15 protein-coding genes and 1 tRNA gene are annotated in these 16,723 nt (G+C 40.7%); 7 read left to right on the top strand and 9 right to left on the bottom strand.

The genetic code is table 11. The annotated features are described in order from the left end of the window. Positions 1-42: 42 nt before the first annotated feature. The 3 genes from MJ761_RS02555 to MJ761_RS02545 form a co-directional block, all read right to left on the bottom strand. Positions 43-1,308: an MFS transporter gene (locus MJ761_RS02555; protein WP_093090653.1), complete on the bottom strand. Its 1,266-nt coding sequence runs from the start codon at positions 1,306-1,308 to the stop codon at positions 43-45. Positions 1,309-2,008: 700 nt separating this feature from the next. Continuing rightward, the gene (trxA, locus tag MJ761_RS02550; RefSeq protein WP_093090655.1) at positions 2,009-2,338 is read right to left on the bottom strand and encodes a thioredoxin TrxA; all 330 of its coding nucleotides are present in this window, start codon (positions 2,336-2,338) and stop codon (positions 2,009-2,011) included. A 171-nt stretch (positions 2,339-2,509) separates the two neighbouring features. Next, positions 2,510-3,694, bottom strand: a complete 1,185-nt coding sequence (locus MJ761_RS02545; protein ID WP_093090657.1) for an O-succinylhomoserine sulfhydrylase — start codon at positions 3,692-3,694, stop codon at positions 2,510-2,512. 208 nt (positions 3,695-3,902) lie between these two features. Here MJ761_RS02545 and yaaA point away from each other — a divergent pair, with 208 nt between their 5' ends. Beyond that, a complete protein-coding gene (yaaA, locus tag MJ761_RS02540; RefSeq protein WP_093090659.1) occupies positions 3,903-4,685 on the top strand; it encodes a peroxide stress protein YaaA in 783 nt (260 codons plus the stop codon). A 108-nt stretch (positions 4,686-4,793) separates the two neighbouring features. Then, a tRNA-Ser gene (locus MJ761_RS02535) sits at positions 4,794-4,884 on the top strand. Positions 4,885-5,490: 606 nt separating this feature from the next. Here the strand turns inward: MJ761_RS02535 and MJ761_RS02530 are convergent. Further along, entirely contained in the window at positions 5,491-5,850 is a 360-nt protein-coding gene (locus MJ761_RS02530; RefSeq protein ID WP_093090661.1) for a hypothetical protein, read from the bottom strand. Between the two features lie 760 nt (positions 5,851-6,610). Here MJ761_RS02530 and clpB point away from each other — a divergent pair. The 4 genes from clpB to MJ761_RS02510 all read left to right on the top strand — a co-directional run bounded on the left by clpB (position 6,611) and on the right by MJ761_RS02510 (position 11,526). After that, positions 6,611-9,184, top strand: a complete 2,574-nt coding sequence (clpB, locus tag MJ761_RS02525) for an ATP-dependent chaperone ClpB (RefSeq protein ID WP_093090663.1) — start codon at positions 6,611-6,613, stop codon at positions 9,182-9,184. A 459-nt stretch (positions 9,185-9,643) separates the two neighbouring features. Continuing rightward, positions 9,644-9,823, top strand: a complete 180-nt coding sequence (locus MJ761_RS02520) for a hypothetical protein (RefSeq protein ID WP_218060181.1) — start codon at positions 9,644-9,646, stop codon at positions 9,821-9,823. 9 nt (positions 9,824-9,832) lie between these two features. Next, complete coding sequence (locus tag MJ761_RS02515; RefSeq protein WP_338054950.1) at positions 9,833-10,963, top strand: serine hydrolase domain-containing protein; 1,131 nt, start codon at positions 9,833-9,835, stop codon at positions 10,961-10,963. Between the two features lie 98 nt (positions 10,964-11,061). Then, positions 11,062-11,526, top strand: coding sequence for a CYTH domain-containing protein (locus MJ761_RS02510; RefSeq protein ID WP_093090665.1), 465 nt, complete (start codon positions 11,062-11,064; stop codon positions 11,524-11,526). Between the two features lie 48 nt (positions 11,527-11,574). On the opposite strand, the gene prmB is transcribed toward MJ761_RS02510, so the two are convergent. The 4 genes from prmB to MJ761_RS02490 form a co-directional block, all read right to left on the bottom strand. Continuing rightward, positions 11,575-12,480 (bottom strand): 50S ribosomal protein L3 N(5)-glutamine methyltransferase, encoded by a 906-nt coding sequence (gene prmB / locus MJ761_RS02505; protein ID WP_093090667.1) that lies wholly within the window; start codon positions 12,478-12,480, stop codon positions 11,575-11,577. Positions 12,481-12,564: 84 nt separating this feature from the next. Then, positions 12,565-13,071, bottom strand: a complete 507-nt coding sequence (locus MJ761_RS02500) for a DUF4157 domain-containing protein (protein ID WP_093090669.1) — start codon at positions 13,069-13,071, stop codon at positions 12,565-12,567. Positions 13,072-13,075: 4 nt separating this feature from the next. After that, positions 13,076-13,579 carry a DUF2062 domain-containing protein gene (locus tag MJ761_RS02495; RefSeq protein WP_239392850.1) on the bottom strand — a complete coding sequence of 168 codons (504 nt, stop codon included), beginning with the start codon at positions 13,577-13,579 and terminating at the stop codon, positions 13,076-13,078. Positions 13,580-13,826: 247 nt separating this feature from the next. Beyond that, positions 13,827-14,456 (bottom strand): Smr/MutS family protein, encoded by a 630-nt coding sequence (locus MJ761_RS02490; protein ID WP_093090838.1) that lies wholly within the window; start codon positions 14,454-14,456, stop codon positions 13,827-13,829. Between the two features lie 167 nt (positions 14,457-14,623). Here MJ761_RS02490 and ubiM point away from each other — a divergent pair, with 167 nt between their 5' ends. Beyond that, positions 14,624-15,838 (top strand): 5-demethoxyubiquinol-8 5-hydroxylase UbiM, encoded by a 1,215-nt coding sequence (gene ubiM, locus MJ761_RS02485; protein ID WP_093090673.1) that lies wholly within the window; start codon positions 14,624-14,626, stop codon positions 15,836-15,838. A gap of 79 nt (positions 15,839-15,917) precedes the next feature. On the opposite strand, the gene pyrF is transcribed toward ubiM, so the two are convergent. Further along, positions 15,918-16,646, bottom strand: coding sequence for an orotidine-5'-phosphate decarboxylase (pyrF, locus tag MJ761_RS02480; RefSeq protein ID WP_093090675.1), 729 nt, complete (start codon positions 16,644-16,646; stop codon positions 15,918-15,920). Positions 16,647-16,723 lie beyond the last annotated feature (77 nt).

Genomic DNA, 16,723 nt, shown 5'->3' with positions numbered 1-16,723 from the left:
TTGGTTAATTTGCACACTGGTTAAAAAACCAGTTTAGACAATTTAAGCTTTAGCTTTACTACCCGTTTCGCGTACGAACATTGTCATAATAAAAGCCAGAATCAAACCACCAACAAAAACAAAGTCTGCAGTTTGGAAAATCTTCAGGCTTAGCTGGCCTCCTTCTGCGCTGGCTAAGTGCGCTATCAGTAAACTGAACAGATTGGTCATTATCGCACTGATCACAAACACAAAGAAGTTAATCACACCTGTAGCTGTACCCTTCACTTCATCAGGATTAACTTCTTTAATCATGGTGTAAGGAATCATTGCTGCTCCAGAGGCAACACCAAATAGTAAACCCATTATATAAGGTGGCATAACTTCAGGCAGATAAACAATAAAACCGCCAGTAATACCCATTGCAATTATACTGCCCATAACAACAGGCTTACGACGGCCAATCACATCGGATAAATAGCCCAGAATGGGACAGCCAATTACCCAGCCCAGTGGAACCATGGCCAAACGCAAAGCAGTATCAGTACCGGAACCCAAACCTTCCTGCAAAAACTGATTACCCCAGGCAATATTGCCGACATTAGTAGGCATAAACATCATGGCACCAATGAAAGCACAAATATAAGATTGCGGGTTTTTCAATACCACAAGATAAGGATGACTTAAACCAGTCCAATCAATTTTCCCTTCTCGAGTGCGTGGCGTGATGATTACAGAAGCAAAAAATATCACAGCCAAAACGCCGGCCGCCACCATCCAGAATGTTTGCCAGCCCATTATCTGATGTTTAATAATCGGTGATACTACAGCCTGTCCCATAAAACCACCGAGCATACCAAAGCACTGTGTCATGCCTACAGCAGTGGCCAACCATTTCTTTGGGAAACCACGAGTTGCCAGAAACACAGCACTAGTAAAGGCCAGCCCAGAACCAGCACCTTGCAAGAAACGGCCAGATTGAGCAGTGATAACAGTACCAGTACAGAAAAGTATACAGCCAGCAACTACCAGAATAATACCTAATGATGCTGTAAAACGTGGTCCGATCCGATCAAGCAAAACGCCTGAAACCAACGCAAAGAAAGCATAAGAATAGAAATACAGACCAATAATTGCAGCCATTTCCACTTTAGAAATCCTCAAAGTGGCGATCATTTCGCTCTGCATAATACTTGGTGCAGAACGCAATGCATATTGGACAAAATAGAAAATGGCGCAGATAAGCCAGGCAATTACAAATGTTTTATTCAATGCACTGGATTGATTGCCACCGGGAGTAGATACAGACAACTTGGATTCATGATTCATAGCGTACTCGCTTTCGTTTAATTCCGAATGAAATTTCACAAAATCATTCTAGCAAAACCGGAGAGACGTGTTCAATAAAGTCACTACTAACTCACATTTAACACAATACGCCTAAATTACAATATTTTAAACAACAAAATTAAAAAATATTTCAATTTCGGTACTATCAGAAATTTTTTATGACTTTAAAATACCATGCTAATAAATTTTTTTATTAATTTTACAAAAAAACTTTATTTTACTGAATATCTTATTTTTTGCTTACAATATATTTACATATAATCATAAGATTATATTATTACCAATAATATTATCCACTTAATTTATTATTATTAATAATAATTTCATTTAACTACCAGATTTACAATCAAAGCATCAACCAAGCAGAATTATAATTATTTATATTGTCGTCTGATGGCAATCAAAAGCAAGCTAGGATGAAAAATTATAAGAGTTAGCAGATCTCAATTTAGGTTACTTTAAGTCTATTTCGTAAACTGATACAAATCTTGAAATGTAAAATCTGTCTGAAAACGGTTTAGCATAATTAGGCAATATAGAAATACTCAGAGAGATTAGATTTTGATTATAATGAACAAACAATGCCCTCATAGCAGACAGCATAAATCATAAAATCTAAATTCAAAATTTTATAATCACTGCCAGCTTGAGGGCACTTATGAAATTGAGAAACTAATATTTATATTGAAGCATTAATAAACGCTTCTAATTGTCCTTTATTTAAGGCTCCTACTTTCGTAGCCACACTAGCACCATCCTTAAAAATCATCAGAGTAGGTATCCCACGAACATTGAATTTAGCCGGCGTTTCCTGATTTTCATCAACATTAAGCTTAACAATTTTCAGTTTGCCTTGATAAGCCGGGGCTAAATCATCCAGAATTGGCGCAATCATTTTACAAGGTCCGCACCAAGGAGCCCAGAAATCCAGCAATACTGGGGTATCTGCCTGTAAAACTTCTTGCTCAAAGTTGCCATCGCCAATATGAACAATTAAATCACTACTCATTATGATTTCCTTTTATTATCGGTTGTCTATATAAAATATAGCTAAATAGTCATTAATGCAACAGGAGTATCCAAAACTAAACAGCTGCAATAGTACACAGCAACTTAAAAATCAACTGTTACTGGCCATTACGGGCTACATCAATTCTTTAGAAATTTTCTTTACACCATATTAAACGTTGATCTGACTTAATGCATTGGATAAATCTGCTTTTAAGTCAGCAGCATGCTCCAATCCAATAGATAAACGAATCAACCCAGGCTGAATACCAGCATCAAGCTTCGCCTCCGGTGCCATCCGACCATGCGTGGTTGTCCATGGATGGGTAACCGTAGATTTCACATCGCCAAGATTAGCCGTTTTACTAAAGAGTGTTAATGTATCAATTACCTGCCACGCAGCCTGCTCTCCCCCCTTAATCTCAAAGGCCACCACAATACCACCACCTTGCTGCTGCTTATGTACCAGCGCTTTTTGCGGGTGGTTAGTCATTCCAGTATAGTGCACGGCAACAACCTGAGGTTGAGTAGAAAGAAACTGCGCTACTTCCAGAGCATTGGCGCTCTGCTTTTCCATACGGAGATACAAGGTTTCCACGCCACTCAACAGCACCCATGCATTAAAAGGAGACAATACCTCGCCAGTGGTGCGCACATGTAAAAAAATTTCATTAATTAATGCTGCACTGCCACAGATAACACCACCCATCACCCGCCCGTGACCATCAATTGCTTTAGTTGCTGACTGCACCGACAAATCGGCGCCCAGACGTAATGGCTGCTGTAATGCCGATGACAAAAAACTGTTGTCAACTACCAGCAAAGCCTGATGACGATGTGCCAGCTCTGCCAGCTGAGCAATATCAGCCAGCTCATTGAGTGGATTAGATGGCGTTTCCACAAACAGCATTCTGGTATTGGGTCGAATAGCAGCATGCCATTCAGCCATATCTGTCTGGCTAACCAGCGTTACCTCGATTCCGAATCGGGGCAATATATTATTTAACAAACCGATAGTCGTACCAAACAGGCTTTTACTGGCTACCAGATGATCACCGGTTTTTAATAAAGCCAGAAAAACTGCGCTGATTGCAGCCATACCCGTGGCAGTGGCTAAGCCTGCCTCACCCTGCTCCAGTTGTGCCACCCGTGCCTGAAATGCTGCCACAGTTGGATTATTAGTGCGTGTATAGGTAAAGCCCTGAGTGGAACCATCAAACAAGGCTGCACCGGTTTTTGCATCGTCAAACATAAAGCTACTGGTTAAAAACAGTGCTGAATTATGTTCATTGTATGAGGTTTGTTCCTTAACACCGCGGATAGCAATGGTTTCCGGATGCAATCGTAAAGTAGACATGGTTGTTTAATTTATCTATAAATATGAGTAAAGAATTGTGCCGTTTTTTTTATGATTATGCAAATAACCAGCTTACCTATAATAAAGATTATAGTATTCTTGAATTGCAAACCCTATATATATTAACCGCAATCTATTCTAAGCATATCGTTTTGCCGAGCATAAGTAGTACATGCAAAAGAGCAACAGTCAAATATCAAGGAAAAAAATGTATTTTGTTATATCACCCGCTAAAAAACTCAATGAAGAAGCAACAATCACAACCAAACAGTGCACACAGCCTCAATTAATGCAACAGGCGCAGCAGCTAGTGCCTTTACTACAGCAATTGGCGCCACACGAAATTGCAACCTTAATGAGTATTTCTGACAAGCTTGCTCTACAGAATGCCGAACGCTATCACCACTGGCAACCTCCCTTTACCTTGGACAATGCTAAGCAGGCTGTCTATCTTTTTAATGGCGATGTTTATGAAGGATTGGATGCCAACCATTTATCTGAAACAGGATTAAACTATCTACAGCAGCATCTGGCCATTCTCTCCGGTTTATACGGTGTACTCAAACCACTGGATTTGATACAACCATATCGTCTGGAGATGGGCACCAAACTTGCTAATCCTTACGGCAAGGATTTATATGCATTCTGGGGGGATATCATTACCAGCACCATTGAACAGAATATGCAGGCAGTACAAGATCAGGTATTAATCAACCTCGCCTCACAGGAGTATTTCAAAGCGATAAAGCCCTCAAAGCTTTCTGCTCAAGTGATTACTCCCGTATTCAAAGACCAAAAAAATGGCGAATATAAAATTATTAGCTTTTATGCCAAGCGTGCACGTGGTTTATTTATGCGCTATGCAGCCGAGAAGCAGTTAACTGAGCCAGAAGAGTTAAAAGATTTCGATTACGAAGGCTATTATTATGATAAAGCCTCATCCAGCGACAAACAGTGGGTATTTCTGCGTGATGAAAATATGCACTATTAAAATTTAATCAAAAATAAAATGAATGATTTAGCCTCATACCCTAAATTCACCTAAATAAAACACTTGGCAAATGTGCATTTATCGTCTATTATGCGCATCTTCAAAGACGGAAGCGTGGCAGAGCGGTTTAATGCAACGGTCTTGAAAACCGTCGTGGGTTGATAGCCCACCGTGAGTTCGAATCTCACCGCTTCCGCCAAGATATAATTCAGATGCTTTTACTTTTTTAAAAGCCCAAATATGACCTAAATAATAATATTTAGGTCTTTATTTTATTCGAAACTTTTTCAGCTACTTTCATACACATCTAAATCTTTGTGGTATTTTGGAGTATTCAAACTAAGTATGTTGTGACAATATGCCCGAAATAGTCATTCTACTCACTATGTTTGAATAAAATTCAAGGTTTCTAATAATAAGCCATACAAAAGCAATATCCAGAATTTCCACTTTTTGAAACACACAAAGACTACCAAAATATTGAAGATCTACTCTAAAAATATCGATACCTAAGCTAGTGTCTGCTAATATGTTACTTACTTATCAGCATTATTGATTTCAGCAATCAAACTAATTCAATAACTTAAGTTAATAATTGTTGATAATACTGCAATTTCTAAAACTATATACAATATAATTCATACTGATATCCGCTCAACATAGTTTACGAATGTACGTATTATTTATACTCATTAAAAAACAAAAGTTTCACCATTTACTTTAGCAAACTTTCGTTTTAATAACCGATTACACATCTAAGAAATGATTCATATTTAAAATTATTGAATTCAATCCGATAAAATAATCAGTTATCACCAAAATGATGAGACTGAATTCGATGGTAGTTGTACCAGTTTTTTTGGTTTGCCATTAAACTGTTTTGATTGTTTTGATTAAGTTGCAACTGATTATAGTTTTGCACGCCGTCTTTTGTACTAATACCTTCTTGATGATTTTCTGTGGCAGATATATTAGTCTGTACTTGCTGCTGAAATTCCATTCTGCGTGCTTTTTTATCTAACATGGAAATATGAATTTCAGTATCGTAAATGCTTTTCAATTCGAGCAGCTTTTGATAAGCAGCTATTAATTCTTTGTTGTCAGGCGTACGCATGATTTGCCCTTCAAGAAATTCACGACACTTATTAAATTCTTCGGTTCTCATGGTTATCTTAGAAAATATTCAAAACAAAAGCTAATTTTACACCATTACAAAAACTAACGCTAAAAAAAATAAGGTTTTAATCAGTTGATTTAACAATTGGTGGCATGATTACACATCGGTGTATATGTGATTTGTAGCACACACTATACTTTTTCAGCAGCACATTTTTAGCAACAATGAACAAGAAAAATTGCCCAAATTTTAATCACCATAAGACTGAGTTGATTCACCTTGTTTTTTTATAGTTATCCACAGATATACTCACAAAATTTGTGAAATTCTGCCGCCTGCAATCAGCTGATATCCTGTTATTAATTTGCCATTATCAGCAATTTATATATATGATTTTATTTTATTTTCTACAAAATCCGTATATGACATGAAATCAGTTAAATTTGACAAATAAATAAAATTATCTGTCTTAATTAATATAAGTTATTGAGTCAAAATTTTGCATTGGTTTTCAAAAGAATTTGTTATGACTTTAGCTGAGTAAAGATTATTTCTATATTTCGAATACAAATATTTTACATCAGAATTCTGTTAGCAAATAATCTGATAAATCTGTCGTATAAATTGACCCCAACATCTGTAATACTTATTAGTTAGAGAAGATGATATACAGCGGCACACAGATTAATATTTTTATATATAAAACAATAATTTTCTTCTAAAATGAGTTTTTAGCAATATTAACCCTTGACATTAATTTCCTAATACCAATATTTCCATTAATGGAAAATTAAATGAAAGAAATCAGATGCGATTCGATAAGCTTACAGCAAAATTTCAGCAGGCTTTACAGGATGCACAAAGTCTGGCGCTTGGACAAGATGCTGGTTATCTTGAGGCAGTTTTCATATTGAAAGCTTTAGTTGATGATACCGATAGTGGCAGTGCCGCCCTGTTAACTCAGGCTGGTGTTAATGTTGCACAAGTGAAACAACAAATAGAAATTACCATTGATGCTTTGCCCAAGGTTTCTGGTCAGGGCGGAGAGATTCTGCCCAGTACCGAGTTGCAGCATATTTTAAATCTAATGGATAAGGCTGCTATTAAACGCGGTGACGCTTATATTGCCAGTGAATTATTTCTGCTGGCTGCTGTACAGGAAAATGGGCAATGCGGCCGTATCCTGAAACAGGCTGGTGCTACTGAAGATAAACTGAATATTGCCATTGATGCTGTTCGTGGAGGGGCAAGTGTGGATAATCCAAATGCAGAAGACCAACGTGAGGCACTGAAAAAATATACAACCGACCTGACAGAAAAGGCTCGCGCCGGCAAGCTGGATCCAGTCATTGGACGCGATGATGAAATACGGCGTACGATTCTAGTGCTGGAACGGCGTACTAAGAATAATCCAGTGCTGATTGGTGAACCCGGCGTTGGTAAAACGGCGATTGTTGAGGGTTTGGCGCAGCGGATTGTCAATAATGAAGTTCCGGACTCTTTGCGCAATAAACGTTTACTGATGCTTGATTTGGCCAGCCTGATTGCTGGCGCCAAATTCCGTGGAGAATTTGAAGAGCGTTTGAAAGCGGTACTCAATGATCTGGCCAAAGATGAAGGTAATACGATTATTTTTATTGATGAGATTCATACCTTAGTGGGCGCAGGCAAGGCAGATGGTGCCATGGATGCCGGCAACATGCTCAAGCCGGCACTGGCACGCGGTGAATTGCACTGTATCGGTGCTACTACACTGGATGAATATCGCCAGTACATTGAAAAAGACCCTGCTCTGGAGCGGCGTTTTCAGAAAGTACTGGTTAAAGAACCTACGGTAGAAGACACTATTGCGATTTTACGCGGTTTACAGGAACGCTATGAAATTTATCATGGTGTAGAAATTACTGATCCTGCAATTGTAGCCGCAGCTGAATTATCCAATCGTTATATTACTGACCGCTTTCTGCCGGATAAAGCCATCGATTTAATTGATGAGGCGGCTTCGCTGATTAAGGTTGAAAGCCAGTCTATGCCGGAAAGCATGGATAAGCTTAAACGCCGCGAAATCCAGCTTGAAATTGAGCGAGCCTCTCTGGTTAAAGAAAGTGACGAAGCCAGTAAAAAGCGTTTGGCTTTGCTGGAAGAGGAGCTAGATAATGTTAAACGCGAATTTGCCAATCTGGATGAAATCTGGAAAGCTGAGCGTGCCAAAGCTCAAGGTAGTGTGACCATTAAAGAGCAAATTGACCAGCTCAAGATTAAGATGGATGCGCTCAAACGTGATGGTAAATGGGAGGAAGTGGCTAAACTACAATATGAGGAGTTGCCACGGCTGGAAGCGCAGTTGCAGGCAGCAGACAGTGGCAGGCAGGATAACCAACCCAACAAACTATTGCGTACTAAAGTCGGTTCGGAAGAAATTGCTGAAATTGTTTCACGCATGACTGGTATTCCAGTAACAAAAATGATGGCTGGTGAACGGGAAAAATTACTGAAAATCGAAGAAGTGCTACATGAGCGTGTAGTTGGACAGGATGAAGCGGTTCGGGCGGTAGCAGATGCCATTCGTCGTTCACGATCCGGTCTGGCTGATCCGAACAAACCTTATGGCAGTTTTTTGTTTCTCGGTCCTACCGGTGTTGGCAAAACGGAACTTTGCAAAACACTGGCAAGCTTTCTGTTCGACAGCGAAACCCATCTGATTCGGGTGGATATGTCTGAATATATGGAAAAACATTCTGTAGCTCGCTTAATTGGTGCGCCTCCCGGCTATGTTGGTTATGAAGAAGGCGGTTTTCTGACTGAGCAGGTACGGCGTAATCCATATAGTGTAGTCCTGCTAGATGAGGTGGAAAAAGCTCATCCAGACGTTTTCAATATCTTGTTACAAGTGCTGGACGATGGTCGTCTGACTGATGGTCAAGGACGAACAGTGGATTTTAAAAATACCGTTATTGTGATGACATCTAATATCGGTAGTCAGGAAATCCAGAAGATGGTAAGTGATGATTATGAAGCCATCAAAGCGGTGGTAATGGAAGATGTAAAACAATACTTCCGTCCTGAGCTGATTAATCGTATTGATGAGGTAGTGGTATTCCACAGTCTCAATCAGTCAAATATCCGTGCTATTGCCAATATTCAATTGGCAGGCCTACGTCAGCGTCTTGAAAAAATGGATTTGCATTTACAGGTTGATGATGCGGCTCTGGATGTACTGGCTAAAGTGGGCTTTGACCCAGTTTATGGTGCCCGCCCCTTGAAACGCGCTATCCAGACTGAAATAGAAAATCCGCTGGCTAAAGAACTACTGGCAGGCAATTATGCACCAGACAGTACGATTATGCTGACTGCAGAAAATGGTACACTGACTTTTGCCTGATAAATGATTAAAGAAACCTGCATCCATGCAGGTTTCTTTTTAACTGCAAAACAGCTTTGAGATTAATTTACGCTGATATCAGCGATAGCCTATAGCACAAGCATTATCAGGCATGGTATCCATCAATGTATAATTAGCTGATGCGGATACTCCCTATTCTGTTTTCGATTTTATTTTGCTGAAACAGAAATTAGGAAATTTATTTGCCAGTAGTCTTCTACTGTTTCAAAATCATGTTTTGAAAAGATAAAACTGGCTAATAGCAACTTTTAGCCTACACTGACACCTAAAAAATTGAATTTATAAATATATAAATATAAATTTTGGTTGTACATTTTAACTAAATACATTTTCCAGACATATATATATCTAAATATTCTCCAGCAAAAGAAAATAATATTATTGGTATATATTAATGAATGCTTACTTAGTTGTTTAAGTTCAAATTGGAGATATTTAATGTATTCCTCACATATGAAAATAAAAACGGTTTTACTGGCTTTTTGTCTAACCACAGCCTTTAATATTCAGGCCAGCCCAGCACTGAATAGCTGTAAATCATTGCATTTGAACAACTGTCCTACTCCAGTTGACACCAAACTGCCAGATGTTAAAAACATGCTCACTTGGAATCAGTAACAGCGTGCCATTGGTTTCCGTAATGATTACCGCTCTTATGATGCTGATGTATTTTATGCAGCCAATGGTCAGCCACTACCACGAGCACTGCACAATCTCTCTAAACTAGGTTATCAGTTAAATGGAAAGTTATATCTACTGAAAGACTATTTAAAGCGCAACAATGTCAATGGAATGATGGTTATCAAAGATAGTAAGGTGGTATGGGATTACTACGCCAATGGTAACAACCCTACTACATTGTGGACATCTCGCTCTGTAGGCAAATCGGTTGTTTCTACCTTGATTGGTGTTGCGCTGAAAGAAGGTAAAATCAAATCACTGGATGATGAAGTGGTGAAATACAATCACGATGTACGCGGCACGGCATGGGAACATGTTACCATTCGCCAACTGCTTCAGCACACTTCAGGTGTGAGCTGGAATGAAGATTACACCAACCCGCAATCAGATTTCTCTCAGCTTACCCAGTGTGAGGCTCATCCGAATACTTATGCCTGTGTTAACAATCTGGTCAAAGATCCGAAACGCAAAGCTTATGCCAAACCGGGAAAAGCTTGGTCGTATTCTTCAGGCGGAGCATGGTTACTGGGCGATACATTGGAAAAAGCCACAGGTGTAAGTATTGCCAAATATCTTCAGGACAAAATCTGGCAGCCATATGGCATGAACCGAGACGGTGTATGGCACAGCTATGCAGTGGGCAAACATGATGTTGGTGCTCATGGTTTTAATGCCACGCTTGAGGATTGGGGTAAATTCGGCCTGTTTGTGATGAATAACGGTATATTGCCCAATGGTAAACAAATTTTGCCCCAAAACTGGGTGAAAGATGCACGCAACTGGAATAAAGCTAAAAATTCTGTCAGCAAACTACATCCTGAAGGTACTTATGGTTATGAATGGTGGAATAACAGCATTCCAGCCACAGCAACTAATGTTGCGCCCAAAACAGGTTTGAACAATCAAGACAGTATGTGGGCATTAGGTATTTACGGGCAGATTATTATGGTTAATCAGGCACAGAAACTGGTTATCGTACAATGGTCAACATGGCCTAAAGCTGAGCCATCCATGCTGGAGCAGCCATTGGAAGCATCGCTAATGTTTAATGCTATTGCTAATAAACTGGCTTTGTAACTGTTATTATTAAGCTTAATATATATCTGCACCAGATAACTGTCAGGCAGTTTCTGGTGCTTTTCATTCAACACATGACTTAATGGCAAATACTGATTATGGCGGAAGAAATTGAACGTAAATTTCTGGTAGAAGGTAATGGCTGGCGGGGATTGGCACCTGCTATATATTTTTGTCAGGGCTATCTGTCTACTATCAAGGAGCGAACTGTACGTGTCCGTGTCTGTGATACTCAAGCCTGGCTCACCATTAAAAGTACTAATCAAGGCATTACGCGAACTGAATTTGAATATTCGATACCTGTTGAAGACGCTCAGCATATGCTACGTTATATGGTTGAACAGCCAGTAATTGAAAAATACCGTTATCACATACGCTTAAATAATCTTGTATGGGAAGTAGATGAATTTTTAGGTGCCAATCAGGGGCTGATTGTGGCTGAAGTTGAATTGAGTCACGCGAATCAGCAGATTGTTTTACCTGACTGGATTGGACAGGAAGTTTCAGATGATCCTCGCTATTACAATAGCAATCTGGTCAGTCTGCCGTTTACATTATGGTAAATACACCATAATTGTACGGTGAGGCAAACTGATCAGATGAGCAACAATTTATACTTCACCCAATAACTGTTCTCGAGTTAGCAGGAACACAAAACCATCACCACCACTGGTGGACATCCATGTAAATGGTAGTTCGGGAAATGCCTGCTCCAGTACTTCGCGGTTATGACCAATTTCAACCAGTAATACACCATGCGGATTCAGGTATTTGGCTGCCTGCTGGATAATCTGTCTGGTCGCATCCAGCCCATCAGTACCACTGCCTAGCGCCAGCTCCGGTTCATGTAGGTATTCATCTGGTAATTGCGCCACGGATTCAGCATCGACATAGGGGGGATTAGACACGATTAAATCATAGCTAGTATCGATACCTGTGAATAAATCGGTATGAATCAGGCTAATGCGTTCCTGCAAACCGTAGGACTCAACATTGATGCCAGCCACTTCAAGTGCATCCAGACTAATATCAACAGCATCTATTAGCGCATCCGGATAACAATGTGCCAACTGAATTGCCAGCGCGCCACTACCTGTACATAAATCCAGTGCCCTGTGTACCAGCTCATCGTATTCAATCCATGGCTGCAAAGGTTCACCTAAAAGCTCATAGATGAATGAACGCGGCACAATCACCCGTTCATCCACGTAAAATTCGTATTCACCCTGCCAGGCTTGATTAGTAAGATAAGCAACTGGAATTCGTTCGCTAATACGGCGCTGTATCAATTTCAGCAAGACTGATTTTTCTGTTTCCAGCAGGCGTGCATCTAAAAATGGTTCTAGTGTATCCAGTGGTAAATGTAAGGTATGCAGAATCAGATAGGCCGCCTCATCATAGGCACTATCATTACCATGACCATAAAACAGCCCAGCTTCTTCAAATTGGCTTACAGCAAAGCGTAAAAAATCACGTACACTATGCAGTTGCTGCGCTGCTACCTCAAATACAGACATGAATTACTCCGGCAAGAAAATTAAGCGCTGATTATAACAGTTTAACCGGATAACCCAAGATAGTTGACCAATACAGCTGAATGTTTAGTAATGTGGCAGTAAACGACGATTATCGGGATGGCGGATTAACGGCTTAAGCAGGCGACGAAAATGCACCAAAAAAGGCTGGTGGCGCTTATCTCCGACGAGTGCCAGAAAATAATCCTGCACCAACTGAGCCTGCTGCTCCATATTTAGCCGTCCAAGGCTTTTAATGGTGCTTAAAGGCGGATAGCGGTAGGCACGTGCCTGATAATAACCCGCTTTCAGTGTCAGACAGACACCAGCAAGTATAATTGGGAAACCATGCTGACATTGCCAAACATGCATTAATTCATGTATGAGCCACGCCTGTCGGCTCAAACTGGTCTGTGTAAAATCATCTGCATAGTAAGCTACTGGAAAAATAATATGATTGCCACAGGTAATGGCTGCATGCGGATGTAGCAGCCACCACGCACCGCAGACAATTTGCACCCGTGACCAGTCTGCGGCATTACCCAGAATTTTTCTAACCAGATTCAGTTCATTGCATGTTAGGGGACGTTGCATAATATTATTTCTGACCGCCGGTGTTTGTATGCCTGCTGGTAAACCATTGCCAACCATTCCAAACCAGAATATAACCGACAACAGCCAGTATTACACCCAGCACAGGCACCCCCAAGAGCAAAGGCTTGCCAAAGCAAATTAGCCACTGCCACAGCTCAACGCCCAGATGCCCCATAGTGAAATCGGGAAAAGCTGGCATTTGATGTCCCCACTGGCCATACATTAATCTGGCACCAATCTGATAGGCACAATAATATAATGGCACATAAGTTAGTGGATTGGTATAAAGTGTAGTTAGCAATGCCAGAGGTAAGTTCGTGCGCACAACATAGGCAACCAGCAAAGCACTGAGCATTTGCGTAGGTCCGGGCATTAAGCCGCAAAACATCCCTACTGCTACAGCCGAAGCTGCACGCTCACGATTCAATTGCCAGTAATACGGGCGATCAAACCAGCGTGCAAAAGGTTTAAACCACGCTGAAGCAAATATTGAGGCCTGAGTAGGCATTTTTTGTCTTAGAGACTGCAACCATTTGGCTATACAACTAAACATCATAATCGCTCAGATAGATCTAAATACCATTTTTCATACCGATTTAAATTTTAAAATAACTTATTTGTTTATCGTCTGCATCAGCTATTAGAGTTTGTGCCCTGATAGATTAGTACACATAGACATCTGTTTTGGCTCAAGTTGAGATTCTATTTGTTTTGTCTTAGTTTTAACATGTGAATACTGTTTATTTGAAAATAAATCACTCCCAATTCTTTGTACGGTGTTTCTTTTTAACCAATACATAGACAGCACCATCATTGCGTTCATTTGGCTGCGCATAGGCCAGCACCTCCGGATGAGCCATCAGCCAGCGTCGTACCAGCGTTTTTAAAACCGGCTGAAAATCTCTCGACCCCAACCCGCTGCCATGAACTATCTCGCCCACTACACCATATTGCTGGATATAATCAATAAATTCATTCAGCACTTGCTGTGCTTCTTCCTGACGATAGCCATGTAAATCAACATAAGCCACAATCGGCCAATGTTTGGACTGTAGACGCTGGATATCAGCCTTTCCACGACCATTTTTACTGAACACTGCCGGTGCTGCATCCTGCTGATTTTCACCAATGTAAAAATAGCTGGCATGGTTAAGTGATTCTTCCTGTTGCGATCGCGGTTTAATCGGAGCATTGTCACGCGGATGCTGAAACTGATTTCTAGCCTTTAATGGAATGACATCCTTACCCATCGCTTCAGTAAAGCTAATATCTGTCTGTTGCTTTTGTGCAGCTTTTATCTGCTTTTGCTGCTCTTGGGCTAAGCGATTAGCTTTAGCCTGTTTACCCAGTTGCTGCAATTGATCCTGAAAAGAGTGTTTAGCCATACGAGTAACCATTTATATATAAATACCATTTCCATGATTTTAACAGAGCCGCAAACTGTATACTAAGCTTGACTTTTATTAACTTTTTGACCAAAGAAGATAGGATTCATGCCGATTTTCAGTTATCCTAACACGGTATTGGATATATTCATTCGGGAATAGATTTTATGACAGCAAATAATGTGTCTTTATGTTCAGGCCAAGAAACTGATGTCATTATTGTTGGAGCCGGTCCTGCCGGACTAAGTCTGGCGCGCGCGCTGGCTCCTTCAGGACTGTCAATTACTGTGGTAGAAAAACAGGAACTGACTACGCTGGCACAACCACCTTTTGATGGCAGAGAAATAGCTCTGACACATTATTCAAAGGAATTGATGCAACAGTTGGATATGTGGGAAAAAATTCCAGCCAATGAAATTTATCCCCTGCGCGATGCCAAAGTAATAAATGGCAGCTCGAATTATCAGCTACATTTTGAGCAGCCGACCATGGCTCGCGGCAAACCCGCCAACTCACTAGGTTTTCTCATCAGTAATCATCATATACGACGTGCTGCATATGAAGCTGTACAATCATTTCACAATGTCAATTTCATAACCGGACACAGTATTGTTGACGTAAGAAATGAAGCTGCCAATCAGATCGAAGCCACTCTTGATAATGGCCAGACTATCTGCGCAAAGCTACTGATTGCTGCCGACAGCCGTTTTTCCAATACACGCCGCCAGCTAGGTATTTCTGCTCAGATTCATGATTTCGGGCGTACAGTTATTGTTTTCCGCATGCGCCATACCTTGAGTAATCAGCATACTGCTTTGGAATGTTTCCACTACGGCCGTACTCTTGCCTTGCTACCATTGGAAGAAAACCTCACAAACTGTGTGGTAACGATTAACAATGAACATGCGGGTGAAATTCTGGATATGTCTCCCTTGCAGCTGGCAGCAGATATTACCAAACAGCTAAAAGGAAAACTTGGTGAAATGCATCTTGTCAGTACCATTCATCACTATCCGCTTGTCGGCGTTCATGCCAACGCATTTTACGCTCAGCGCAGCGCTTTAATTGGTGATGTTGCTGTTGGCATGCATCCGGTAACAGCACACGGTTTTAATCTGGGATTAAGTGGCGTGAACATATTAGCCAAACTAATTAATGAAGCTGTAGACAAAGGCAAAGATATTGCCAGTCAATCCTTACTAGCACAGTACCAGAGACAACATATGCCACATACCCGTATACTGTATCATGGTACAAATGCGATGGTATCTTTGTTTACCAATGACAGCCAACCAGCGCGCCTGATTCGCTCATTGGTATTACGTATCAGCAATAATATGCCGCCAGTAAAAAAACTGATTAGCAAACAGTTAACCGGCTAATCAATATTAATAACTAATGGATTAAATGCCTGCTTTCAGCATACGCTAGCAGGCATTTTTACGTTGATGTTATACCGACCTAAATCAGACCGTTATTGATTTGTTGCAGTACCTCAGCTGGATTTTCACTTCGAGTAATCGGCCGCCCCATTACTAGATAGCTGCTACCAGCAGCCAGAGCTGCTTTAGGCGCCATAATCCGACGCTGATCGTCCTCAATTGCATCGTGCAAGCGTATACCGGGTGTAATCAGTAAAAATTCTTCTCCCAATTGCTGGCGTAACAAGGAGGCTTCCTGAGCAGAACAAACCACCCCATCCAGTCCTGATTGGCGAGTGAGTTCTGCCAGACGCATTACCACTTCCTCTATTGGCGAACTCAAACCTGTTTCAGCCAATTCAGCCTGCGTCATGCTGGTTAAAACCGTCACCGCAATCAATAATGGTGGCTGGCTGCAATTGCTCACAGCTTCGGCAGCAGCCTCCATCATTCTGCGCCCTCCCGAAGCATGCATGTCTACCATCCATACCCCCATATCAGCAGCCACTTTACAGGCGGAAGCAACGGTGTTAGGAATATCATGATATTTTAAATCCAGAAAAACCCGATAGCCTTGTAATACCAGTTGTTCTACCAGATAGCGCCCAGTGGCAGTGAATAACTCCTTGCCGATTTTAAGTTGGCACAAATTCGGATTCAGCTGCTGTACAAAGTCCAGTGTTGATTCGGCATTGGCAAAATCAAGTGCCACAATCACTGGTTTTGCTGGCTGATTAATCAGTGTGGTATCAAGCATTAATGGATTCATATTATTCGGAAATAGCAAGTAAATAAAAGAGGCAGCTACTCAAATTTATAAAATATCAATTGTAATTTAAGTAGTGA

The organism is Snodgrassella communis, from assembly GCF_914768045.1.
In the GTDB taxonomy this organism is placed as follows: Bacteria; Pseudomonadota; Gammaproteobacteria; order Burkholderiales; family Neisseriaceae; genus Snodgrassella; species Snodgrassella communis.
The sequence above is the reverse complement of the archived record's forward strand: the minus strand, read 5'-3'. Positions and strand labels throughout refer to the sequence as shown.